Origin of the sequence: Candidatus Poseidonia alphae (assembly GCF_943787815.1) — an archaeon.
Taxonomy (GTDB): Archaea; Thermoplasmatota; Poseidoniia; order Poseidoniales; family Poseidoniaceae; genus Poseidonia; species Poseidonia alphae.
This window is the reverse complement of the sequence record NZ_CALSNW010000003.1, coordinates 611,625-635,491: the sequence shown is the minus strand read 5'-3', so window position 1 is coordinate 635,491 and position 23,867 is coordinate 611,625. Positions and strand designations below refer to the sequence as shown.

Sequence of the window (23,867 nt, the reverse complement as noted above, 5' to 3'; positions counted from 1 at the left end):
ACAACAGTTTGCGGGCGTGGATGGCCTTTCATCCTTGTGTCCACAGAGGTTGACAAATTTTATTCATTCACCGTTGTTTTGGTTTGAGTGAATTGATCAAATTCCCTATGGTTTCGGCAAGGATGACGACAACATCCCCGAGAAGAGAACCACCCTTTGGGAGGGCCCGAGTAGCCAACCAGATAAATACGCCAACAAACCAAGCAAAGAACGCCAATGAGAACATATCGTTGAGTGTGCCAACTCCAAAGAGTTCCGGCAGATTAATTTTAGCAACAATCAATACAGCGATGAAAACACCCATGATGGATTCACCGGCAATGAATCCAGCTCCGATCAGTACGCCCCGACTTTCCACTTCTTTAGCGGCTTTTTGGGCTTGAGGTGACGGCTCATCATGGAGTATTCCATCAACCCGTAAATGAGCACTCTTGAGCAAAAAGTGCGAGATAATTCCACCCGCCATGATCGGGACTGAAAGTCCAAGGGGTAGATAGATTCCAATTGCCACACTCATGACAGGCATTTTGAGCATGATAAGAGCGACAGCAATGGCTGCTCCAAGCATGACCATTTGGATGTTCAAATCCCCACCAAATGCCCCTTGGACGATGGCTCCAATCAATTCAGCCTGTGGAGCAAACAATGCGTTCGAACAGGTGGGGTCGTTTGGCAGGGGGTTCAATTGACAAGCGGTTTGTGAGATGCGAAAAGCATCGTGCAAGAGCGATAAAACAGGCCCAATTACGATGGCGCCAGTCAGTACACCTATGATTTCAGCAATTTGCTGACGCCTTGGAGTCGCCCCAAGCATGTGACCAGTTTTGAGGTCCTGCATGACGTCACCAGCAATGGCGGCGCTCGTTGCAACAATGGCGGCGATCAACAAGGTAGCCATCATCAAATCTTGAGTTTCCATGTTGAGCATAAGGTCGCCAACAACCCACACGAGGCCCACTGTGAACAACAGTGTAGCAATGGTCATTCCTGAAACCGGTGAGTTAGAAGAGCCTACTACACCCGCAATGTATCCAGCCACGGCAGCAAAGAAGAACGCAACAAACGCTAAGAAAAGAGCTCCTGCTAGGGCGAGAACGAATGATTGAGTGGACCACCAATAGAAAAAGAACGTGAGTACAACAAGGACCCCGCAGGTCAAAAACACATAGGGCATAGGCAAGTCTTGCTCAGTTCTTGGCAATTCCCCCACATCTTCATCGGACTTCACGAATGCTTTTGATAATCCTGTGATGATTGTTTTTCTCATGGACCAAAGCGTGTAAACGCCTCCAACCACCATGGCGCCGACCCCTACATAGCGAATTTGAGTCGACCATATGGCGTAGAAACCGTCCACCAGATTGTCTGTTTCGGGCCAGCCATAAATGAGACCGTACATAGGCACGAGAAGTCCAAATCCAAGTACGCCTCCGAAAAAGATGAATGATGCAATACGTATCCCTACAATAAAACCAACAGACAACAGCGCTATTGACAAATCCATTCCCGCGTACATGCGAGTCGTGAGAAATGTAAATGCCCCTTCTACGGTATGGTGAGTCACCTGAAATCCTTTGACCATGAGACCGTATATACCACCGATTCCAAGGGCGTAAAGAATCGCCAATGCTCCATCTCCACCTTCTTCACCAGCGACGAGAACTTCTCGGCATGCGACTCCTTCGGGGTATGGAAGTGCTTCTTCCACAATAAACAGACGACGAAGGGCGATGGTAAACATGGTTCCAAGGAGCCCTCCCAAGGTGGCAATAATCAGCGTCTCCATCCACTGGATGGACGTCCATAGATTCATCACAAGCAATGCAGGTACGGTGAATATCACCCCGGCTGCCAAGGATTCGCCCGCAGAAGCCATGGTTTGGACTGCATTGTTCTCTAGAATTGATACATCTTTGAACATCGTACGTAGGATGATCATCGACATCACTGCTGCAGGAATGCTGGCTGAAACGGTCATACCCGCATACAGACCAAGGTACGCATTGGCTGCAGTCATTAATACTCCAAGAACGATTCCAACAAGAATGACACGAAGCGTCAATTCCTTCGGGCTTTCACTCGCAGAAATATAGGGTTCATGTCCTGCGGCCATGGCCCTCCCAGTGGGTGTGGGTAAGTATATTCTGCCCTACGAGGCGCAGGGGTTTTCTACACCAAGATATTAAGCGAGCATTTGCTCGGATAAATCCGTAGATGAGGTTAACCATTGGTTTTCCTCCTTCCTGCGTGGGTGTTTAATTTGCAAGAAGAAAAGTGGCACACATTAGCCGTTGATGATTGTACTACGATTTTGGACTCCTCGGCAGAAGGGATTCCACCCGAGGATGTTGCAAAACGCCAAAACAAATACGGTTTCAATAAATTGGCCGAGCCAGAGAAATCTTCTGCTTTCATGCGGTTCATTTCCCAATACAATGATCCGCTGAATTACCTTCTGATTGGCGCAGCTCTTGTCGCTCTTGCAATACATCCCGATGCCCCAGGTGATGCTATTTTCATTTTCCTTGTTTTGACGGCTAATGCCTTCTTTGGATTCTGGCAGGAAGGCCAAGCAGAACTTGCGATGGATTCGCTCAAGCAGATGTCGATTTCCAATTGTGTTGTTATTCGAGGTTATTTTGAAAGCGAAATACCAACCTCAGAACTCGTGCCTGGTGACGTTGTGCGCTTGGAACAAGGACTCAACGTTCCAGCAGATGTTCGAGTTTTATGGTCGCAGCAATGCAAAATTGACGAATCAGCACTAACAGGTGAATCGGATACAATTGAAAAGAAATCTGATAAATTATCAGGGGATGCGTTGCTAGCTGACCGTAGAAACATGGCCTACATGGGGACTACGGTCTCCTCAGGCCGCGGATTAGGTCTGGTGGTCGCAACGGGCATGCGAACCGAACTGGGCAAGATTGCTCGTGATATTGCCGACGCGGAAACGCCGAAGACGCCCCTTGAACTAAAACTGGAAAGTTTGGGACGATTCCTTGGGTTCATTGCCCTCATCGTTGCGACACTCTTGGTTTCCTTGCAAATGATTGTTGAATACGGTCAACCCAATCCGGATTTGAAACAAGCTGCATTGGAAAGTTTCACTGTAGCCATCGCAATTTTCGTCGCTATTGTTCCAGAAGGTTTACCCATTATTCTTGTCATTACACTTTCATTAGGCATGCGCAACATGGCTCGTCACAAAGCAATAATTCGCCGCATGAAGGCCGTAGAAACACTGGGCTCCACCACCGTGATTTGTTCCGATAAAACAGGGACTTTGACAAAAAATCAAATGACAGTACGTCGGTTATCAACGCTCAATCAAGAATATGGATTCACCGGAGAGGGATTCAAGCCTTCAGGTTCTGTCGTCATCAATGGAGAAGAACTGAAAGATGATGATTTGACGAAGCAACATGCCGACCTCAACTTCCGACTCATTGCAGCTTGCCTTTCTCTATGTCACAATTCTAATTTGACCAAAACAGACGGCATCTGGCAAGCGATTGGAGACCCAACTGATTCTGCATGTGCTGTAGCGGGATGGAAAATCAACGGGGATGTCAAGAAATTTTCTCACCGCCACCCTCGCCAGAATGAATTCTTCTTTGACTCGAATCGAAAGCGCATGAGTGTCATACATGAATACGAAGGGGACCATTGGGTCTTTTCCAAAGGAAGCGGTGGTGGATTCTCACCGCTTACCAGTTCAAAGATTGTTGACAACCAGATTGTTCCGCTTACTGAAGAAGATCGTTCCAGGGTAAAAGAACTCAACCGGGACATGGGTTCTCAAGCCATGCGAGTGATCGCCTTGTTTGCAAGAAAGGTCGAAGATGGGGAAGACATCACCGATGTTAGGTCCATGGAGAATAATTTGACCTTCCTTGGTCTTGTTGGAATTATGGACCCACCCCGTCCTGAAGTCAAGGATGCGATTGAAACATGCCAGCGCGCAGGTATCAAAGTCAAGATGATCACAGGGGACCAACACGCTACCGCTGCGGCCATTGGAAAGGAACTCGCCATTACCACGGGGACACTGCCTCCAGTTGATGGAAAAGACCTTCAAGAAATGACCGACGAAGATTTGCTCGAAGTCTCTCAAAACATTTCCATATTTTCAAGGGTAACTCCAGACCAAAAGATGCGCATTGTTTCATCGCTACAAGAGCAAGGTGAAATTGTAGCCATGACGGGTGACGGCGTTAACGACGCCCCTGCTCTTTCGCGCGCCAATATCGGCATTGCAATGGGCATTGCCGGTACGGATGTTGCAAAAGATGCCGCAGACATGGTTTTGCAAGACGATAACTTTGCTAACATTGTTCATGCCGTTGAAGAAGGGCGTAAGATCTACCAAAACATACGCAATTTCGTACGTTATCAAGTATCCACCAACGTTGCAGCAGTTGCTTTGATCATTGTTTCAACGTTCATTTTTGGTTGGAACTTACCGCTAACAGCAACTCAAATTTTAGTCATTAACATTCTCATGGACGGGCCACCCGCCGTTGCCCTCGGTGTCGAGAAAAAGCATGGCAACGTCATGAGCCGCCCTCCGAGACCCGTTGACGAAGGGTTACCGAATATGGGCGATATCTCATTGATCTTCTATCTGGGTGCAGTCATGGTAACAGGTACCCTAGCCGTATTTTTCCTCGCAGGAGGAGGTTTAGCACAATGCGAACTCCTGTCAACCGATGCATCAGCCGATTCACTCGCCATGAGAGATGGATGTTTGTTAGGCAATCAGGCGGATATTGATGATTGGGAAATCTATGCCGATGGCCACTTTGAACATGCTCAAACAATGACTTTTGCGGTTTTCATCGTCTTCCAATTGTTCAACGTCATGAACTGTCGTTCAAATGAACAAAGCGTATTGGAACTAGGGTTCTTCTCAAACAGGGCCATAAATTTAGCATTGATCATATCTTCAGGATTACTCCTCTTCTTTGTCCAACTCGCAAATGCAGACATTCCATTGCTTGGAATTGAAGTCGGGCAATTGCTATCAACTACGACCCTAACTCAAAACGATTGGATCGTGATTGTTCTGGTTTCATCAAGTGTGTTTATCATTGAAGAATTTAGAAAATTTTTGGTCAAATCAAAATTCTTTGTGATTCGCTCCCGGTGATGAGAAGCACATCTTCATGAAGGCGTTGTGCTAGCGTAGCAACATGGAGAACTGGTCGTCCGACCGAAAATTAGCTGGGTCAAATGGCGATTGGCTGGAACGCCTCAGCAATGCCCTCCTTCCAGTGTCCGATTGGTCTGATGCAATACAAGACATCGTTCAACGGGTGGCCGACGGAGTCCACCTTAGTTTGGACGATGGCGTAAGATTGTATGAGCATCCCAACCTTCACGAAGTCGGTCAATTGGCTCACTATGTTCGAACGTCCAGATTTGGAAATCATGCATATTTCAACAGCAACGTCCACATCAACCAAACCAATGTTTGTGTACTTGCATGCCGATTTTGCGCATTTCGTCGTGGGCCTAAAGCAGACGATGCCTATTCCATGGACATTCAAGAGTACATCGTTGACCTCGAACGCTATGCTCCGTATGTTGATGAGGTTCACTCGGTTGGAGGACTCCACCCCGATTGGGATGTGGCTCATTACGAATCCCTGTTCAAGCGAGTCAGAGAAGAATTTCCACATGTCTCAATCAAGGCCTTGACGGCTGTAGAGATCAAACATCTCGGGCAACTGTCCTCTATTCCCACCAAAGAGGTGCTCCGCCGACTGCATGATGCAGGGCTCACCTCGTTGCCCGGCGGTGGTGCTGAAATTTTGGATGATGATGTACGTTCAATCATCTGCAACGGCAAAGAAAGTTCCGAAGAATACATTCGTATTCACAGGGAGGCTCATGAACTTGGCATACCGTCAAACTGCACCATGCTTTTTGGAACCGTTGAATCCCTTGCTCAACGGGTACAACATATGATCTTGCTTAGAGAACTTCAATCACAAACCTCCGGATTCCAATGCTTCGTCCCGTATCCGTTCCTTCCTGACTCTTCTCGCCTACCCCAAGCTCAACTGGCGACCGGTTCCGAGGTTCTTCGAACCATTGCTGTTTCCCGGCTGATGATTCCAAATATCCCCCATATCAAGGCATATCGGATGAATATTGGAGACCATGTTGCGGAACTCGCTCTCCAATATGGAGCCGACGACATCGATGGGACGGTTCAAAAAGAGTCCATTATGCATCTTGCAGGTTCTACTGCACCCTTGGACCATGACCGGACAAGACTTGCTCGAATTATTACCGATGCTGGTTGTCAACCCGTCCAAAGAAATACAACTTACGAATCCTTCAACGTTTATGTCCCCCCAAAGCCTTCACCAAGGCGAAACCTCAAGATGGCCCAATAGGTGAGTTTGATGACAGATACATGGAAATCTACGATTGGTCGTGTCGCATTCCTCAATTGCGACCCACTGTTTCACGACCTTCCTGAGAAATGGAACGTTCTTTCTGCCCCACCCGCATGGCTAACCGGCCATGTTCTTCGTAAAGATTGTGTTTTAGCCCCCATCCCTGCTGCGGACTACGCCAAACATGCGAACGAACTTGTACTGCTCCCTGACATCGGGATTGGTTCACAAGGCGAAGTTGGGAGCGTACTCTTGTTCGGAGCAGTTCCTCTTGATTCAATGAAAACGATTGCTCTTCCAACGGATTCTGCAACCTCGGTTGCTCTATTGAAGTATCTCATTGCTCAATCCGGTCGAGTCATTGACTATTTCACAACCGGCCCAGATTATGAATCGATGCTCGCTAGGGCGGACGGTTGTTTGTTAATTGGCGATAGGGCGCTTGAGGCGGCAAAAGAATTCCCCGATATGGTTCAACTTGACCTCGGCCAGGCATGGCTGGAATTGTTTGGCTTGCCGATGATCTTTGGGGTATTTGTCGCACGTAAGGATACGCCCATCAATGTGCTTCAAGAGGCGCACGCGGCTCTACTCACTGGACTGGTGGCGTTTGAAGATTCTGATGAAAAGCGAGAGGCAGTGATTCAATGGGCTATGGGCCGTTCGGATTTGTCTCATGAGCGATTGGATCAATATTTCGGAGAGGTCTTCAATCGCCTTGACCCCCATCACATGAACGGCCTGCATCGCTTTTTGAGTGAAGCTTGTCATCTTCCTGATGAACTTGAATTTGCATGGTAATGCCATCTTTCGGATTTATTGTTTAATTTTTTGAACGGTTGGTTCTTGAAGGGCTGGAGATTGGCGAGTACATGGACGCAGTACTACCCCTGGATGAAGACGGAAATAAAATCGTTAGAATCGGACACAGCCCTGACCCTGACGACGCCTTCATGTTTCATGCCATGACCACCGGGGCCTTTCCTACCCCCGGGTACCGATTTGTGCACGAACTTCAAGACATTGAAACGCTCAATCACAGGGCGATGAATCAAGATTTGGAAGTTTCTGCTGTTTCGATCCATGCTTACCCTGAGATTGCAAAGCACTACGCTCTCATGAACTGTGGAGCCTCCATGGGCGAAGGATATGGTCCGATGGTCGTCACAATGTCTGGAGTCTCAGAGGAAGAAGCTCGCTCCAATGTGATCGCCGTTCCAGGTTTGAAAACCAGTGCCTATCTCGGCCTTCGCCTTGCTTGGGGTGACTGTGAAGTTGCCGTTGTACCCTTCGATGAAATCATTCCAAGAATCCTTGATGGCACATACAAAAGCGGGCTCATCATACATGAGGGTCAACTGACCTACGTGGACCATGATCTCGATGTTTTAATCGATCTCGGCAAGTGGTGGAATGGGCGGACAGAAAATTGGCCCATGCCTCTTGGCGGAAACGTGGTCCGAAGAGATCTTGGCCAGTCGGTTATGGAAGACATCACACTCTACACGAAGATGAGCATTGAATATGCACTCAAATCCCCTGAAGATGCTCTTGAATTTGCTAAGGAATGGGGTCGGGGTATCGATGATGATACCAACAAAGAATTCGTTGGGATGTACGTCAATGACCGAACCATTGACTACGAAGATGAAGGCAGGGCCTCGGTCAGACAATTTATTGTTGAAGGGCAAGAACTCGGCTTGATACAGGCCGACTTTGATGTTCAAGACATTGACTTCATCGGTGCTGCTTGAGGTCGTATCCATGGCCCAGGATGAGCGTAAACCACGACAGAGCCAATACGGCTCGGTAGACCCTGCTCCACCGACCTCTGACGGGAATGTTTCCCAATGGAGCAATGCGCTTCAAAACGAATCACTCCCTATGTTCCAGCGGATGCGGGCTGTATTTTCTCTTCGTAATGAACGAAGTGACGAAGCATGCTTGGCGTTGTGCAAGGGTTTTGTCACATCCAGTGCACTTCTTCGCCACGAACTCGCCTATGTCTTGGGCCAAATGCAAAATCCCGTTTGCCTCCCCACACTTACCGAACGACTTGTCGATTCAAACGAGCATGTGATGGTCCGCCATGAAGCAGCTGAAGCCATGGGAGCTATAGGTGACCGAAGCATCATACCTGTCTTGGAACGGTTCACAAATGACCCTCTTCCTGAAGTCTCTGAATCCTGCATCGTCGCTTTGGATTTATTGGCTTGGGTCAGCGGTTCCGAGTTTGAATCCGCAGAATGGTAAGATTTCATCCCTCAAGTTCAAAGACTAGAATGGGTTCGCACAAATAGGAAGGATTACAATGCCACACGAACATATCCAACTTGCACAGGCCCCCAATGGAGAGCTTGGCCCCCGCTGTCACGAATGTGGCATCCGCTTAACGTTCGGTAACGCCATGGTTGTCGACAAATATTACATGTGCTGGGACCATTATGTTGATGCAACTGGTGCTGGTTCGAAAACGAAGATTTCGGAAGCAGATGAGCGCTTTTGGATGAAGAATGAATCTTGATGGATTCCTTCAAGAACCCTCAGCCGTACTTGCAGGTAAAGGGGGGTTTGAATGTCACAAGGATGGGCCCGCTTCGCACACAGATTTGGACAATATTACCGGACTTCTCCATTGTGGTCTCCGCCACGGGTGAAATCTCGTGAGTGGATGTTCATTCCATTTGGTGGAGCGCCACCTCTCCGCCACAAATCGTTTTCTGGTGTTGAGCAAGTCCGGTCGTTCCTTTCCGAACGTGCTATGCATTCTGTGTTTTATTCAACGGCCTACTGGAAGCGACCGTTTGAAATGAAAATGGCTGATAAGTTGTGGCAGGGTGCTGACTTGATTTTTGATTTGGATGGAGACCACTTACCGGGAGTGACCGACAAAGATTTCCCTGGTATGTTGGAAGTGATCCATGAACAAGCATGGTCGTTATGGAATGATTTTTTAGAGCCTGAATTTGGATTTAAGGAGGAACACCTCCAAGTCACCTTCTCAGGGCATCGAGGATTTCACTTGCACTATCGTGATCCCTCCCTCTTCCATTTGGACTCGGAAGCGAGACGAGAACTCGTATCCCACATTCGGGGTGAGGGCGTTGATGTCAAAGGTGGACTGGCTAGGTACCATGATGATGGCGCCCAAGGATGGACGCGTCGGATTCGCAACGGGATGGATGACATGATTCAAACCCTAAGAGGTATTTCAAACAAAGACTCATCATCATCAGAGGATTTGAAACGACTTGAAGCAGGACTGCAATCCCTACTCGACCGCGAAGGACAGACCTCCCAGAGAACTGCCGAGTCCATACGGAAACTTGCAGATGTCGTCAATCACCAGGACCGGGTCCAGCGCCTCAAAGCTGGGCGGTTTGAGCTCCTCGGAAAATACCAATCACTCTTTCTCAATCTTCTCAAATCAGATACGTCGGTGGTCCTTGGTTCGGCTGGAGAAACGGATGAGGTAGTTACCATCGATGTGCGACGCCAAATCCGGTGGCCAACTTCACTTCATGGGAAATCTGGGATGAGGGTTTCAGAGTTTCCCTTAAGTCGATTGGACCCCGATGGATCTAACCCATACAATCCACTTCATGAGGCACTTGCGCTCGGGATGGACGAGTCCATAGAGGTAGAATACACCGTAGATGACGCCATTGCTCAATTTGGTGATCGGCGACTTGAATCAAAAATGGGTGACCGAATTTCCATACATGAGACTGGTGCTACGTTTTTGGTACTGAAAGGGTGGGCTAAATTGGTCTGATTTGGCTCTCGTTCTTAACAATACGAAACCCGATTTTCTCTTAGCGTTTTGAGGTAAGGTTCAAGGGTGGTTCGCCATCCCTTCATACGGGGTGAGTCCTTTGGGTCTGCGCAGAGGTAAGAAATCTAAGAAACAAGATGCACCTCTTCCCGCGCCTGGACTTCCCATGCCACAAGGGGGATTGCCTCCGCTACCTATGCCTCCAGGTGGGTCGCCGCTACCACCCCTTCCCGGAGCGGCACCGCTTCCAGCACCATTGCCCAGCGCCCCTTTGCCCCCGCTTCCAGCTGCGGAGCCCTTGCCTGCCCCAACCCCAACGCTCCCGGTTGCTCCACTTCCAACACCAGTTCCAACAGTCAATGACCCTAACACCACCCTCTCTGGTTTGGCGGACGAGAAAGGTTACAACGACTTGTGGGCAAAACGGTCCAACAAACCGCTCCCCCAAATTTACGGCCATATTGACCGTATCGCAAACAAAGAAGCAGGGTCCTTGCTCGACCGCTATGCTGACCGGTTTGGCCATGCACTTGACCGGGAAATTATCGTCATGCGCAAGGCTGAATTGGATGACAAAGTGGCCGAAGTACGCGATGCACCTGTGGTTGAACTCATTGAAGATGAAGCATCCGTCCCCGAAACACTCGAAGGTGAACTCATGCAAGTCGAAGCAGAACTTCGTTCCCTCAAACCGTTGTACAAAGAAGCAAAATCTATTGGTGACAGTGCAACGCTTGCCGAATTGACGCCCAGATTACAATCTCTTATGGCTCAACGTAAGGCACTCAAACAATCCATTGAGTCTTCAGGTTCGGATGTTCAAGAAGCATCTGTGGCGACATCCTCATCGGACAACGATGACCTCTTCGTGCAGTTTGTTTCAATCGTTGATGATTTACTCGGAGATCACCTCCCAGAAGCCATCGTGAATGCATTTGTAGAAAGTGATGATTTTGAAATTTACAAAGGTGTCCTTGCAGACCCTGCAATCACAGACGAAGAAACCCGCCATATATTCTACAATATGGTTGATGACCAACTCGGCAATATGCCTGAAGAGTCAATTAATGCCTTCACCGAAACATCGGACTTTGCAATCTATCTTGCAATCAGCAATCAATACAAGGAAGCGTGAAACGAATGGGACTATTGGATAAAGCAGCTGGAGCATCAGAAGACGACAAGAAGCCCGTTGCAAAGGCAGTCGCAAAAGCAAAACCTGTTGCGAAAGCAGTCGCCAAGGCTGCACCCGTCAAGGCAGCTAAAGTCGCAAAAGCAGCACGTCCTAAGAAAGAGAAGACTCCCCGCGCCAAGAAGGCACGCCCCATCGGCCTTTCAGAAGATTACGAGTTATCCTCTGATATGAATCGCAGAATCTCATGGTTGGTCAATTTTATCGTCAACTTTGGTGTCCTCTTTGCTGCGATTTTCATCTCACTTAGCGATACAAGCATTATCACCACAATACTGTACGCCGTTGGTATTCTTGTCATCATCATTAACGTTGGAGTGATTCCAACTAAATTTAGCAGAAACATTGGACAATTTGTGTCCCGAACAAAATTTGTTCGAGGTGATGGTTCTAATCCCAATAGACTCCATGGATTGTTGGTCAACTCAATCGGTATATCCTCGCTCATCGGCATCATCATGATTTTCACACAATTTCAAAATCTCCAAGAAGCAGATAATACCGGCGCAATCATCATGTTCTCTCTTGGGACAATTTTTGTTATCGTTTGGTTCGTAGACCGTTACCTCAAGAACGGCAGTGAAATGCGCCAAGGTCTTTTTGATTTAGCTTTTGGAGCATTTTTGGTCAAGTACATTCCTGCCGAGGACGAGAAGGCCACTGGTATCTGGGCCCGATTGGAAAACATGGGCAACTTTGGTGACCAATTGGTGAAGAAGACAGAAGAGCGAAAGGCGAAGAAAGATACCAAAGATGCCGACTCATCATCCAATGAAACTTCTGAAGTTGAAGAAGAAAAGTGATCTCCTTGTTCTGGCGTTATTCGCAAACGAGAAACAACGTTTTCCCGTTTTTATTCCTCATCCTTACAATTGTGTTCACTTATTTGACCTTCAAAGAGAGCCTCTATGCTCTCACCGGAGTCTTCATCTTCTCCTTTCTGACTTACATTGAAACAGTGACCCAACTTTCATTCCGAGCGCCCCAGCGCAGGAAACCTGTTTTGGAAGAAGATGGATGGGAGACTGTTGCTCATCCAACTCTAGCAGGCAGTGTCAACTCGTATATTCATGAGGCATCATCCAAAAATGCGCCTACTCTCATTCTAATCCACGGATGGACTTCGGCATCGTCTCGAATGGTTGGACGTTCAAAGGTTTTCATTGACCGCGATTGGGCCGTCATAGCCGTTGACCTACCCAATCACGGTGGATCGGATTCCGTGGACAAGTGGACTGCCGAACGAGCAACATCAACAGTGATTGAATCGCTGAACCATATATCGAGGTCGCATCCACACCTTTTTTCCAGTGGGGTTTGTTACTACGGGCACAGCATGGGTGGTTTTATCGGATTACGAATCAGTCATCGTAGAGGTGAATTGGAATCAAACCCTCAAATCTTAGGTTGGGTATTGGAATCTCCGATGACCGGCTATACGGAAATATTCCAAGAAACATCAAAGATACTCCATATTCCTAAATTCATTCAACCGCTCGTTCTTTGGCGCATGATGAGTCAATTCAATTCATTAAACCACGAGCGCCCTAATCTCTCTGAACTCGTTGAAACTGATTCGCCCAACTGGGGTTTGACAAATGAACCGACGCTTCTCGTCCAAGCAGCTGACGATGAACGCTTGGGAGAGAACCATTATCTCCGCCTCCAGAGGAGCCATGATGAAGCAGGTACGAGGCACTTGCTCACGACCGAGGTCATGGACGAACTCCGTCACTCAGGCTGCGCTGTTCACAACGGAAGAGATGCCGTCGTTATCCAATGGTTGGACCAACAATCATTTCACTCGTCTTCGGATTGAGCGGCTTGATTTCTAGCTAGTTCTCGCATATCATCGACTTCATCCAGTTCATCTATGATTTCCTTGCCCAACAGAGTTTCCATGACGTCTTCCATGGTCAGGATTCCTGACGTACCACCGAATTCGTCCTTGACAAGGGCAAACTGTTGACGGTTGGAAAGGAACATATCCAACGCTTCTTCTATGGTGCTTCCCAACTGAACTGAGAGAATGGGTTTCATCAAGTTCCTCAAGGTTATACTCCACTCATCTCTGCTTGCCGCCATGAGGATTTCCGATCGAATAACAAGGCCAATGACATTGTCAATTCGCTCATCGTAAACGGGGATGCGGGAGAACCTAAGAATGCTGTTCTCATCAAGAATTTCTTTGATTGTTGCATCAACATCATATGCAGTTACAACCACTCGAGGTGTCATTTCTTCTTCCACCATAATTTCCCGCAATCGCAAAAGGTTGTGGATGACGGTTTCTTCAGATTCTTCTAATGCACCCTCGATTTCACCGAGGTCAGCCATTGCAACCAGATCGTCCCGTGTCACAATCGATTGATTCCCCTTAGGCAGGATGGATTTCAGCATTTGAATTGGTCCAATGAGGATGACAAGCATCTTTGTCAACCATGTTAGGACGTAGGCTGACGGTGTTGAAAGGCGTTTCCAGTAAGCAGCACCAAGTGTCTTAGGGATGATTTCTGAAAAGAACAGAACAGCGAGAGTGAGGATGACAGAGGCGACAGTAAGTGCACTGTCTCCAAACTGTTTTGCAACCTCACTACCCACTCCCGCAGCCCCCATTGTATGCGCTACAGTATTGAGGGTCAAAATTGCCGTCAGTGGACGAACCGAATCGTCGTCCTTAAGGTACGACCACATTGCAGCAGTCCTTTTTCCATCCTTCTCAAGAACGGATACATAGGTTTGAGGAATTGATAGTACAACTGCTTCAAGAATGGAACATAAGAAAGAAACGCCAAGGGCGAGGGTAGAGTAGAAAATGAGCAAGGTGTAGTCAGCCATGGGGTTTCTAGGTCTCCTTTCCGAAGGGGGGGTAATTACACCCATGAGAGAAGGGTTATTCAAAATGACGGCTGTATTGAACTGCACTAATGCTGTTCAATTCCATGGGTGAACCTCAAGAAGCCTCGGCCTTTGGCTTAGACCGGGGAGTCAAATGAGTGGAGAATATGTTCTCATTTGTGTGGCATGGCCATACGCGAACGGACCGCTCCATTTGGGTCACGTTGCCGGTTGTTATCTCCCACCAGACATCCAATATCGTTTTGAACGGGCAAAAGGAAATCGAGTTTTAATGGTCTCGGGTTCCGACGAACACGGAACTCCAATTACGGTCTCAGCAGAACAAAAGGGAATATCCCCTCAAGAGGTGGTAGACGAATATCACGAAATAAACCGTCAAGCCCTCCTTGACCTTGGTTGCGCTTGGAGCCCTGAGATCGACCCGCGAGGTATCGAATACGGTGGGGCTCTGTTCAACCGAACAACTGACCCAAAGCATAAGACCATGGTCCAGCAGAATTTCTCAGCCCTCGAGAAGGCTGGTTTATTTGAACGAAAAACCATGGAGCAATATTACGAACTCAACGAAGATGGTTCTGGTCGTTTCCTACCGGACCGGTATGTAGAGGGCAACTGTCCAGCCTGTGGTGAGGATGGCGCTCGAGGCGACCAGTGTGACGCCTGTGGAGCAACCTATGAATCCGTTGAATTGAAGAACCCAATTTCAAAAATGAATCCAGATTCAAAGGTGGAAATTCGGGAAACAGACCATCTTTTTTACCGTCTCGACCTTTTTCAAGACGCCTTGACCGCTCACGCCGCAGAACGACAGTCTGTTTGGAAATCCAATGTTAAAGCCATGACAAAACAATGGCTGGACATGGGGTTACGGCCCAGGGCAGTTACCCGTGATCTTTCATGGGGGATACCCGTCCCTCTTGACGGCGAAGAATGGGGCGGAAAATGCGTTTATGTTTGGTTTGAAGCGGTTCAGGGTTACTCAACGTGCGCTCGAATTTGGTCGTCCGATGTTGCAGCTGGTAACGCTCATCCTGATGGGGCTGATGCTTGGAAGCGGTGGTGGTCTATTGCTGAGGACGGTACAGTTCCCCGACACCTCTATTTCCTCGGAAAGGATAACATCCCGTTCCACACGGTCATATGGCCTGCACTCATTTTGGGCCTAAATCACGCCGCGCATGGTAAAACATCAACCGACCCCATTGAAATGCCTGGTCCCGGCGACCTAGCCTTGGAAACGAATGTTCCAGCAATGGAATATTTGATGCTAGCAGGGGGTCAATTTTCTAAATCTCGAAAGCATGCTGTATGGCTCCCATCATTTTTGCAACGGTACGACCCGGACACACTTCGGTATTATCTCAGCATCAACATGCCGGAAAACCATGACACCGACTTCAATTGGCCGGACTTTGTTAAGAAAGTCAACTCCGAATTAATTGCGGCATACGGAAATTTTGTGCACAGAGTCCTTACTCTGGGCGCCCGTCTTCCCTCTGAAAGTGGCGCTTCACCGTTTTCCCCTCACGAGAACCACGAGTGTGTCCGTATGCACGAGGCTGAATTGGAACGTTCTCTCGAATCAATCACTGAATCACTAGAACGGCACCGATACAAAGAAGCTCTAAGGCAGATCATGACCGTTGCTCAATATGGAAATCAAATTCTTCAAGGAGCCGCACCATGGGAGCACCTCAAAGAACCTCAAGAGGGCCATGAGGAAAGTTTGGCTACACTGGCTTTTTGTTGGAAAATCGCTCGATTCTTATCCATCACAACCCAACCGTTCTTGCCCACATCGGCTCAGCGACTATGGGGAAACCTTGGCCTCCAAGGAAATGTTTCAGATGTTGACTGGAGTGAAGCAACGAATTGGTCAGCCGCTCTTGGATGGTTAACTGAAACTCCCGAACCCCTATTTGAACGCCTTGACTTGGATGAAATATTATCAGCGGAGCAAGGACTTGTAGAAGAACAACCTCCTCAAGATGATGCCGTCCACGGCGTCAAGGGTGGCAGAAAGAAGAAAAAAGGTGGTAAGAAAGTGAAAGAAGCAGAAGGAATAACATACCTCGATTTTGAATCGTTTATGAAGGTAGATTTGCGTACCGCCACCATAGTATCGGTTGAAGACCATCCAAACGCGGATCGGCTCTACGTCGTCAAAATCAACGACGGAAGTGAAGGGGGAAGAACCATTTGTGCTGGATTAAAAGAATACTACACTGCTGAAGAAATGGTCGGAAAATCCGTAGTTTTTGTTGCAAACCTGGAACCTCGGAAATTGAGAGGTGTTGCATCAGAGGGCATGATGTTGGCCGCTGACGACGGCGAAGGAAATGTGAAACTCATCACCATCGACGGTGACATGAAAGAAGGATCACAGGTTCGCTGATCAGTTCGACATGCGATGACGTACGGCCTCCATTACACTCCTGGAATGCAACTTGGTCTGTTGTTTGATGTCAGGCATCATCTCTCGCAAAGCCTCGCCCATATCTTCGGGCAACGATTGGAGATTAATTTCTACATTGAAGAGCGCCCCTTTTGCTGCTGCACTAGCTAAGAGTCCTGCTACCCCAACATCGGAGACAGCATTTGCATTCCCAAGAGTTGCTAGTTCCGTGAGTGCTTTGAGAAGTTCTAGAGCGACTTCTGCAGTTTCAAATGGAACTTTTGCTGCTTGTAATGTTCCGGTTTGAATTGCAACTTTTCTGTGATTTTTCTCCGAATCGGATTGTTTAGGCATTTTGAATGCAGCCATGACTTCATCGAAGGCATCACTGTCTTCTTTGGCGAGAACTCCGGAACGCGTCATAATTGGGATCGCTAAACTCTGGACATATTCGGCAGCAGGCCAACCCTCCGACCATTTATCGCTTCCAAGAGTGAGATCAGCCACCATACAGGCCAAAGATGCCGCTTGGCCTAAAGCAATAGCAGACGCCGTCCCACCGCCTGGCGTGGGTGATGATGATGCTAATGCTGCTAAAAATTCACGTTGTGTCATGTCCATCCAGTTCATACCATCATCTCCTTCTCAACAGCCCACTCAATAATTCCTTGAGATGGGTCAAAAGAATGCATACGATTCAAACCAAGACCTTCAATCGCTGCAGCCACTAAGGCCCTCTCCTCGGTTGCTTGTGGGTCGAAATATGCACCCGTTTCAAGCATTGCTTTGAGCGGGACTAAACCTACAATTTCACTACCTAACAAACGTGTATTATGGTCGTTAGCAATTGATTCACACGCTTTGAAAGCCATGTGAAGTGGACATTGCGAAACATCCCTCAAATTCATGGATACTTGAGAAATATTCATTTCTTCCAATGTTACTCCCATGCCCTGAACCATCGGCAACATTCCGTTGACCCGGACAGAGTTTCCTTGGGCGGTTTTGAGAAGTCTACCGCTTGTCCGCACAAGAGAACCTATTTTCTTTGAAACGGTCGCATCTTGTTCTTCAACATTCACGTTGTAAGCGACGAGAATGGGTCGTGCACCAACGGTGATTCCACCTGCTTGAGCAGCAACATCGTTCCATTCCCTTGAGCCGGCATCTGGATATTGTGTGAATTCCGAATGCCTGTTTTCCAATCCCGAAAGTCTTGCTTCCAACCCCTCATATTGGTCCTTCCTCAATCTCGATAGAAGCTCTCGCTCGGGATGTGTTGCTGCAGCACCATAGAGAAACATCGGTGCTCCGGTTCTCTCAGCAACATGAGCCACAACGTCCCGGGCCATCTGCGCACATTCATCCATTGAAACGCCACTCAATGGTACAAATGGACACACGTCAACGACGCCTAGTCTTGGATGTTCTCCTGTGTGTGTTCGCATGTCCAGCAGTTCAACGCTGCGTTCTATCAAAGCAATAGCGCCTTGTACCACTGGTTCGGGCTCTCCTGCGAGTGTGATAACGGTGCGGTTGTAATCTTGGTCAGGCTCTACTCCAAGCACATAACATCCTTCAATGATCCGTGCTGCATCAACAATCGCCTCGATGAGGTTCGCATCGCGACCTTCCGATATGTTGGGTACGCATTCGATCAATCGCTTGCCCATGCATTCTTGGCGGGTCATAGGGCCTTTGAATGTTGTTTGTGAATAATTCATCAGGAATACAATGCTTCAGGTGAAGATTGGCCAGCGCCTTGTGTCTTTTTTCGGTCCAGTCGGCTAACTGCAGCAAGCATATCTGCATTGGTCACGGTTGACCTGTTGTCACGGATTGCAATCATTCCGGCTTCTACACAGGTTGCCTTGAGTTCAGCGCCGGAATAGCCCTGAGTCTTTTCTACAATCCTTTTCATTTGTATGCGCTGTGTATTCATGCCTTTGACATGAACTTCTAAAATAGCCTTCCTCGATTCATCATCGGGAAGTGGGATTTCAATCACGCGGTCAAAACGACCAGGGCGTAAGAGTGCGTCATCAAGAATATCCGGACGGTTTGTAGCGGCAATGATTTTCACATCGTTTAACGCATCGAACCCGTCCAATTCTGCGAGAAGTTGCATCAACGTTCTCTGAACTTCACGATCACCGCTTGTCGATCCGTCCAACCGCTTGGCACCGATCGCATCGATTTCATCTAAGAAAATTATACTCGGCGCCTTTTCTTTGGCGAGAGAAAACAATTCTCGAACCATGCGGCCACCTTCTCCGATATATTTCTGGGCGAGTTCACTGCCAACCATTCGAATAAATGTTGCATCGGTATGGTTTGCAACTGCTTTTGCAAGGAGGGTCTTTCCACACCCTGGCGGGCCAACAAGAAGAACGCCTTTGGGCGGGACAATACCTACCTTCTCAAACAATTCAGGCTTGATCAAAGGAAGTTCAATGGCTTCTCTTACCGACTCCACTTGTTCTGAAAGCCCAGCGACTTCGTCGTATGTAATATCGGGTTTATCAACCATCTCAGCACCACTCACCATCGGGTCCCATGCTTCATGAAGAACTTCAATGACCGAAAGACTGTCTTGGTTGAGAGCCACTCGCGTTCCAGGTTTGAGTTTATCTGGGTCGAGGCGTTGGTTGAGGGAAACCTGGAATACCGTGCCGTTGGATGAACGGACAATGGCTCGTTCATGGTCCAGAACGTCTTGAAGGTGGCCGATGATATGCGGCGGCATTTTGAGAAGATTGACGTTTTCATCTAAGCGTTCAACTTTCTTTCGGAGTGTGCGCACCTCGGATTCCAGCGACGTGCGCTCGTTAATCAATTGTTGAGATTCGTCTCTCAATTTTGCGTAAGCTTCCTCCAACTCACGGATGTCATCATCCTGAGAAGTTGGCATGCTTCTGTCGTTCCTATCAACATCAGTACCCATGTGATTCAGTATTATCCAATTGCCCACACTGTATGAACTCAGCGATTGTATTTTGCGAAAACAGCCTTGTCAAAGGGTTCAAAGGTTGTCGCCATCGGTAAGTACACGAGGAGGAATTGCATTGGGTGATTGTGAACTTTGCGGGGCGATGAAAGTAAGCGTGAGAAGCGTGAAAACCGGTAAAACGGAAGTCACGGCTTGTGCCCGATGCGTGGATAAAATGAATTTGATTCCAAAAACGGTTGCGCCAGGTCTTGCAAAGGCTCGGTCAATGGCATCCACTCCTCGACCTTCAACTCCACGCAAGAAAAACGATCTGATGTCACGGGGTGAAAAAGAACTCGCTGAAGACTTTGGAAAACGGATTTCAGTAGCGCGAAAGAAGATGAATCTTTCCCACCAACAACTCGGTAAAAAGATGGCTGAGACGGTCAATGTCATCAAAGCAGCAGAGTCAGGGAAACGCCCTACGGACTCATTGATTCGGAAGTTTGAACGCATTCTTAACATCACCTTGATGGTTGAACATTCGTCAACGGAAACCCGTAGATTGGACTCTGGGCCGTCCCGTGGGATGACCTTCGGCGATTATTTCAACGATGTTCGGTGAACCCGATGGATTCAATACCGGTCCATGCAATATGGCTCGCCCAAGATGATCCGAAAAAAAACACTGCCGTGCTTGCAGGAAAACGAGGCAATCTACGCCTCCATAAGAATTTGAGAACGCTACCAAAACGCGGTTTTATTCTTGAGCCTTTGTGCGGGAAGGTATTCGGCCCTGAAGACCATCATGTTCTGTTAGAACAACACGGAGCAATCGTTGGACTTGATTGCAGTTGGGCTCATATTGAGTCAAGTGTTGAACAAGTCATGAGGAAAACGAGATTGCAACCTCGAATGCTCCCGTTACTATTGGCTGCGAACCCTGTTAACTGGGGGAAACCGGGTCGACTGACTACCGCTGAAGCCTTAGCAACCATTCTCTACCTCATAGGGCGAAAAGAACAAGCGAGGGAGGTTCTAGGTGCATTCCGCTGGGGTGAACGGTTCTTCCAACTCAATCAAGAACCACTTGATGCATATGCCGATGCTACAACAAGCGAGGAACTTGTGGCCGTTCAGTTTGAATTCTTTGACGTAGATATAGATCCTTCAAAGGAGGAATGAACATCGAAGACACGCCCCACTTCATCCTTCATCGCTGGGAACATGGGCAATTTAGATTGGTAAAGGAGTACCTTGGTGACGAATCACTTGTTCACCTTTGCCTCAACGGTGAAAAAATCACCACTCTACTCGCTTCCAAGCATGACTTGGAAGAATTGATCTGCGGCCACTTCCATACAGAATACTCCCTCGACCTCCCCTCCAAAAAGCCAGCCATCACCATCAGCGAAGATTCCGGCGGGGTCAGAGTTGACCTCTTGGACGGAAGCCTGAATCTCATTTCCAAGCGTAGCCGACCCGTTGTCAGTTCATGCGGAGCATGCGATCAGGATGAACTCTCAGAATTGGTCGATAGCACACCCATTGTAGCACCTCCTTCAGAATACTATTCTATGGACGAACTCGTTAAACACCTAGAAAAGATGAAATCACAGCAAACTGAATTTTCAAAAACTGGAGGGGTCCATGGCGCAGGTCTACTGTTCTCCGACGGTACGTTTGATGTGTTGGAAGACATTGGCCGACACAATGCCGTTGACAAAGTTATTGGAGCAACATATCTCAAGGGTATGAATCAACAGGTTCGGGCTCTGTTTCTATCCGGCCGTTGTGGATGGGATATTGTTGCAAAGGCTGCAAAATCAAACATACCCGTCATCGTGTCGGTAGGCGCAGCATCATCTCTTGCAGCCCAGACAGCCCGTGCTGCAAACATCACGCTGGTAACCTTCGTTCGCAATGGAAAATCAGTCATAATAGGGCCTGTTGATGGTAGATTCCATACAAAGGATTGAGAAGGGAAGTCATCTCGGTTGGACCGAGGTATGTCAATGGAACGTCACGTAACATCACGAACACCTGATGACACCAATGCTCTTCGATTGAAAAAGCCTAAGACCAAAGCTGCAGGCATTCCTGCTGTACTCTCGTCAGCCAAGCATGGCCTTGCTAAAATGGGCTTAGCAAAAACCATCAAAAATCTAACGATGGTCAACCAAAAAGAAGGGTTTGATTGCCCAGGTTGCGCATGGCCAGACCCCGAACACAGAACAACGTTCGAATTTTGTGAAAACGGTGCTAAAGCAGTAGCTGACGAAGCAATGAAAGCCCATGTTACGCCTCATTTCTTTTCCAAGCACTCGGTATCCGAACTCTCACAGTTGAGCGATTATGAACTGAATCGTAAAGGTCGAATTTCCCACCCTGTTATCCTTGAAAAGGGGGCATTGCATTACACCAAGATCTCTTGGAAGGACGCCTTTAGTCGGATTTCCGATCATTTGAAATCGATTTCCGACCCCAACAGGACTGCATTCTACACGTCCGGTAGAACCAGCAATGAAGCTGCATTCCTCTACCAAGCCTTTGTTCGCGCCTACGGTACAAACAATCTTCCGGATTGCTCAAACATGTGCCATGAATCAAGCGGAAAAGGACTCGGCCAAACCATTGGCATCGGAAAGGGCACAGTAACTTTGGATGATTTTAATCACGCCGATGTGATCATGGTCATTGGTCAAAACCCTGGAACCAACCATCCACGCATGCTAACTGCACTAAGGGATGCAAAGCACAAGGGCGCCAAAATAATTCACGTAAATCCGTTGCCAGAGGCTGGATTGATGCAATTCAAACACCCTCAAGACTACATGAAAGGAGACCTGAAATCAACCACATTGGCTGATTTGCATCTCGGGGTTAGAATCGGTGGAGATGCAGCATTGATCAAGGGCCTCATCAAAGTTCAGGTTGATCGACAAGCCATTGACCAAGAATTTGTTACTTCCAAAACCACCGGCATGGATGAAATGATCTCCAAAGCAGCATCCACCTCTTGGAAACAAATTACAAAGGATTCAGGCCTTTCCAAGAGCGATATTCAAGTCGCTGGCAGAATGTTGGCCAACTCCAAGGCCACCATTGCATGTTGGGCCATGGGATTGACCCAGCACAGAAACGGTGTAGCAGTCATCCAAGAAATTGTTAATTTGCTCTTGCTCGGTGGGCATGTCGGGAAAAAAGGAGCGGGCTTTTGCCCCGTCAGGGGCCATTCCAACGTCCAAGGTGACCGAACTGTCGGTATATGGGAGGCGCCTACCGATGCCTTCCTCGACCGTCTACAGGAAGGTCTAGGCTTTGAAGTTCCAAGGGAGCATGGTCATGACGTTGTCAACGCCATTGACGCTATGGTTCGGAGCGATATTGATTTCTTCTTTTGCATGGGTGGGAACTTCCTTTCAGCCACGCCGGATACCGACGTCACCGCTCGTGGATTATCCAAAATCCCACTTACCGTACAGGTTTCAACAAAACTCAACCGCTCCCACCTGGTTACTGGAGAAACCGCCATCATTCTACCATGCCTTGGCAGGACGGAATTGGACGTTCAAGGTGGCGTCAAGCAATTTGTCACCGTTGAGAATTCAATGGGAGTTGTTCATCGCTCTCAAGGAGGACTTCAACCCGCCTCGACTTCACTAAGGAGCGAACCATGGATCGTAGCCGAATTGGCGGAATCGACCCTGGGTATTGAACATCTTGAGTGGAGAGTTCTTGGTCAAGACTACAGCAAGATCCGAGATCTTATGGAACAATCACTCTTTGGCTTTGACCAATACAACGAGCGCGTCAATAGCCCCAATGGATTTGAATTACCCAATCCTCCAAGAGACTCACAATCGTTCTCAACGCAGGATGGAAAAGCACATTTCACCGCACACGACCTCCCCAACCTTGAGGTGGATGACGACCAATACGTGATGATGACCCTTCGCAGTCATGACCAATACAACACAACCATCTATGGATTATCGGACCGTTATCGCGGAGTTAAAGGCAACCGGCGTGTGGTATTTATGAACGCTACCGACATGGTAGAACGGGGTTGGAAGGCACGTACAAAAGTGAACATAACGAGCCATTTCAAAGGTGAGAAGCGACATTCAGAAAACTGGCTCATTGTACCTTATGATATTCCGTCGGGTAACATCGCGACATACTTCCCCGAGGCCAACAGCCTGGTTCCACTGCATTCGACGGCTGAGCAATCAAACACCCCCACATCAAAGTGGATCGTTTGTTCAATGTCAACCTCCGATACCATTCGTGGCGAGGAGGAGTGA

Annotated in this window: 20 protein-coding genes; 15 read left to right on the top strand and 5 right to left on the bottom strand. The window is 48.1% G+C overall.

All coding sequences use genetic code 11. From position 1 onward, the window contains the following. Positions 1-67: 67 nt before the first annotated feature. Positions 68-2,113, bottom strand: a complete 2,046-nt coding sequence (locus AAA857_RS07460) for an oligopeptide transporter, OPT family (RefSeq protein WP_338174325.1) — start codon at positions 2,111-2,113, stop codon at positions 68-70. A gap of 114 nt (positions 2,114-2,227) precedes the next feature. On the opposite strand from AAA857_RS07460, the gene AAA857_RS07455 reads away from it, so the two are divergent. The 10 genes from AAA857_RS07455 to AAA857_RS07410 all read left to right on the top strand — a co-directional run bounded on the left by AAA857_RS07455 (position 2,228) and on the right by AAA857_RS07410 (position 13,196). Continuing rightward, positions 2,228-5,152, top strand: a complete 2,925-nt coding sequence (locus AAA857_RS07455; RefSeq protein ID WP_338174324.1) for a cation-transporting P-type ATPase — start codon at positions 2,228-2,230, stop codon at positions 5,150-5,152. A 43-nt stretch (positions 5,153-5,195) separates the two neighbouring features. Next, complete coding sequence (locus tag AAA857_RS07450; RefSeq protein WP_338174323.1) at positions 5,196-6,407, top strand: CofH family radical SAM protein; 1,212 nt, start codon at positions 5,196-5,198, stop codon at positions 6,405-6,407. Positions 6,408-6,416: 9 nt separating this feature from the next. Further along, positions 6,417-7,211: a menaquinone biosynthesis protein gene (locus AAA857_RS07445; RefSeq protein WP_338174322.1), complete on the top strand. Its 795-nt coding sequence runs from the start codon at positions 6,417-6,419 to the stop codon at positions 7,209-7,211. A gap of 71 nt (positions 7,212-7,282) precedes the next feature. Beyond that, the gene (locus AAA857_RS07440; RefSeq protein WP_338174321.1) at positions 7,283-8,164 is read left to right on the top strand and encodes an MqnA/MqnD/SBP family protein; all 882 of its coding nucleotides are present in this window, start codon (positions 7,283-7,285) and stop codon (positions 8,162-8,164) included. After that, positions 8,130-8,663 carry a HEAT repeat domain-containing protein gene (locus AAA857_RS07435; RefSeq protein WP_338174320.1) on the top strand — a complete coding sequence of 178 codons (534 nt, stop codon included), beginning with the start codon at positions 8,130-8,132 and terminating at the stop codon, positions 8,661-8,663. Before AAA857_RS07440 ends, AAA857_RS07435 begins: the two co-directional genes overlap by 35 nt. Positions 8,664-8,721: 58 nt before the next feature. Beyond that, positions 8,722-8,934 carry a hypothetical protein gene (locus AAA857_RS07430; protein ID WP_338174319.1) on the top strand — a complete coding sequence of 71 codons (213 nt, stop codon included), beginning with the start codon at positions 8,722-8,724 and terminating at the stop codon, positions 8,932-8,934. Positions 8,935-8,985: 51 nt separating this feature from the next. After that, complete coding sequence (locus AAA857_RS07425) at positions 8,986-10,185, top strand: DNA primase small subunit domain-containing protein (protein WP_338174318.1); 1,200 nt, start codon at positions 8,986-8,988, stop codon at positions 10,183-10,185. Between the two features lie 100 nt (positions 10,186-10,285). Continuing rightward, on the top strand, positions 10,286-11,320 hold the full coding sequence (locus tag AAA857_RS07420) for a hypothetical protein (protein WP_338174317.1): 1,035 nt from the start codon (positions 10,286-10,288) through the stop codon (positions 11,318-11,320). 5 nt (positions 11,321-11,325) lie between these two features. After that, positions 11,326-12,180: a hypothetical protein gene (locus AAA857_RS07415; RefSeq protein WP_338174316.1), complete on the top strand. Its 855-nt coding sequence runs from the start codon at positions 11,326-11,328 to the stop codon at positions 12,178-12,180. A gap of 5 nt (positions 12,181-12,185) precedes the next feature. After that, a complete protein-coding gene (locus tag AAA857_RS07410; RefSeq protein ID WP_338174315.1) occupies positions 12,186-13,196 on the top strand; it encodes an alpha/beta hydrolase in 1,011 nt (336 codons plus the stop codon). On the opposite strand, the gene AAA857_RS07405 is transcribed toward AAA857_RS07410, so the two are convergent. After that, on the bottom strand, positions 13,178-14,215 hold the full coding sequence (locus tag AAA857_RS07405; RefSeq protein ID WP_338174314.1) for a CNNM domain-containing protein: 1,038 nt from the start codon (positions 14,213-14,215) through the stop codon (positions 13,178-13,180). The two genes, AAA857_RS07410 and AAA857_RS07405, sit on opposite strands and share 19 nt — an antisense overlap. Positions 14,216-14,369: 154 nt before the next feature. Here AAA857_RS07405 and metG point away from each other — a divergent pair, with 154 nt between their 5' ends. Then, entirely contained in the window at positions 14,370-16,631 is a 2,262-nt protein-coding gene (gene metG / locus AAA857_RS07400) for a methionine--tRNA ligase (protein ID WP_338174313.1), read from the top strand. On the opposite strand, the gene AAA857_RS07395 is transcribed toward metG, so the two are convergent. From AAA857_RS07395 to AAA857_RS07385, 3 genes are read right to left on the bottom strand one after another with little or no spacing between them, the layout of a single operon-like run. Then, positions 16,632-17,261: a cyclodeaminase/cyclohydrolase family protein gene (locus AAA857_RS07395; RefSeq protein ID WP_338174312.1), complete on the bottom strand. Its 630-nt coding sequence runs from the start codon at positions 17,259-17,261 to the stop codon at positions 16,632-16,634. Beyond that, positions 17,258-18,304 (bottom strand): glutamate formimidoyltransferase, encoded by a 1,047-nt coding sequence (gene ftcD / locus AAA857_RS07390; RefSeq protein WP_338174311.1) that lies wholly within the window; start codon positions 18,302-18,304, stop codon positions 17,258-17,260. Before ftcD ends, AAA857_RS07395 begins: the two co-directional genes overlap by 4 nt. Positions 18,305-18,354: 50 nt before the next feature. Beyond that, the gene (locus AAA857_RS07385) at positions 18,355-19,575 is read right to left on the bottom strand and encodes a proteasome-activating nucleotidase (protein WP_338174310.1); all 1,221 of its coding nucleotides are present in this window, start codon (positions 19,573-19,575) and stop codon (positions 18,355-18,357) included. A 148-nt stretch (positions 19,576-19,723) separates the two neighbouring features. Between AAA857_RS07385 and AAA857_RS07380 the strand changes: the two genes are divergently transcribed. The 4 genes from AAA857_RS07380 to AAA857_RS07365 are packed head-to-tail and all read left to right on the top strand — an operon-like array spanning position 19,724 to position 23,867. After that, entirely contained in the window at positions 19,724-20,185 is a 462-nt protein-coding gene (locus tag AAA857_RS07380; RefSeq protein WP_338174309.1) for a helix-turn-helix domain-containing protein, read from the top strand. A gap of 5 nt (positions 20,186-20,190) precedes the next feature. Then, positions 20,191-20,745 carry a DUF367 family protein gene (locus AAA857_RS07375; protein WP_338174308.1) on the top strand — a complete coding sequence of 185 codons (555 nt, stop codon included), beginning with the start codon at positions 20,191-20,193 and terminating at the stop codon, positions 20,743-20,745. After that, entirely contained in the window at positions 20,742-21,539 is a 798-nt protein-coding gene (gene fdhD / locus AAA857_RS07370; protein ID WP_338174307.1) for a formate dehydrogenase accessory sulfurtransferase FdhD, read from the top strand. Before AAA857_RS07375 ends, fdhD begins: the two co-directional genes overlap by 4 nt. A gap of 36 nt (positions 21,540-21,575) precedes the next feature. Next, positions 21,576-23,867 carry an FdhF/YdeP family oxidoreductase gene (locus AAA857_RS07365; protein WP_338174306.1) on the top strand — a complete coding sequence of 764 codons (2,292 nt, stop codon included), beginning with the start codon at positions 21,576-21,578 and terminating at the stop codon, positions 23,865-23,867.

Coding starts and splice junctions, on each gene's coding strand:
- AAA857_RS07450 (WP_338174323.1), top strand. CDS start 5,196: ATGGAGAACTGGTCGTCCGACCGAAAATTAGCTGGGTCAAATGGCGAT.
- AAA857_RS07440 (WP_338174321.1), top strand. CDS start 7,283: ATGGACGCAGTACTACCCCTGGATGAAGACGGAAATAAAATCGTTAGA.
- AAA857_RS07365 (WP_338174306.1), top strand. CDS start 21,576: ATGGAACGTCACGTAACATCACGAACACCTGATGACACCAATGCTCTT.
- AAA857_RS07445 (WP_338174322.1), top strand. CDS start 6,417: ATGACAGATACATGGAAATCTACGATTGGTCGTGTCGCATTCCTCAAT.
- AAA857_RS07375 (WP_338174308.1), top strand. CDS start 20,191: ATGGATTCAATACCGGTCCATGCAATATGGCTCGCCCAAGATGATCCG.
- AAA857_RS07395 (WP_338174312.1), bottom strand. CDS start 17,261: ATGAACTGGATGGACATGACACAACGTGAATTTTTAGCAGCATTAGCA.
- AAA857_RS07385 (WP_338174310.1), bottom strand. CDS start 19,575: ATGGGTACTGATGTTGATAGGAACGACAGAAGCATGCCAACTTCTCAG.
- metG (WP_338174313.1), top strand. CDS start 14,370: ATGAGTGGAGAATATGTTCTCATTTGTGTGGCATGGCCATACGCGAAC.
- AAA857_RS07435 (WP_338174320.1), top strand. CDS start 8,130: ATGTTCAAGACATTGACTTCATCGGTGCTGCTTGAGGTCGTATCCATG.
- AAA857_RS07460 (WP_338174325.1), bottom strand. CDS start 2,113: ATGGCCGCAGGACATGAACCCTATATTTCTGCGAGTGAAAGCCCGAAG.
- AAA857_RS07415 (WP_338174316.1), top strand. CDS start 11,326: ATGGGACTATTGGATAAAGCAGCTGGAGCATCAGAAGACGACAAGAAG.
- AAA857_RS07425 (WP_338174318.1), top strand. CDS start 8,986: ATGTCACAAGGATGGGCCCGCTTCGCACACAGATTTGGACAATATTAC.
- AAA857_RS07405 (WP_338174314.1), bottom strand. CDS start 14,215: ATGGCTGACTACACCTTGCTCATTTTCTACTCTACCCTCGCCCTTGGC.
- ftcD (WP_338174311.1), bottom strand. CDS start 18,304: ATGGGCAAGCGATTGATCGAATGCGTACCCAACATATCGGAAGGTCGC.
- fdhD (WP_338174307.1), top strand. CDS start 20,742: ATGAACATCGAAGACACGCCCCACTTCATCCTTCATCGCTGGGAACAT.
- AAA857_RS07380 (WP_338174309.1), top strand. CDS start 19,724: ATGAAAGTAAGCGTGAGAAGCGTGAAAACCGGTAAAACGGAAGTCACG.
- AAA857_RS07430 (WP_338174319.1), top strand. CDS start 8,722: ATGCCACACGAACATATCCAACTTGCACAGGCCCCCAATGGAGAGCTT.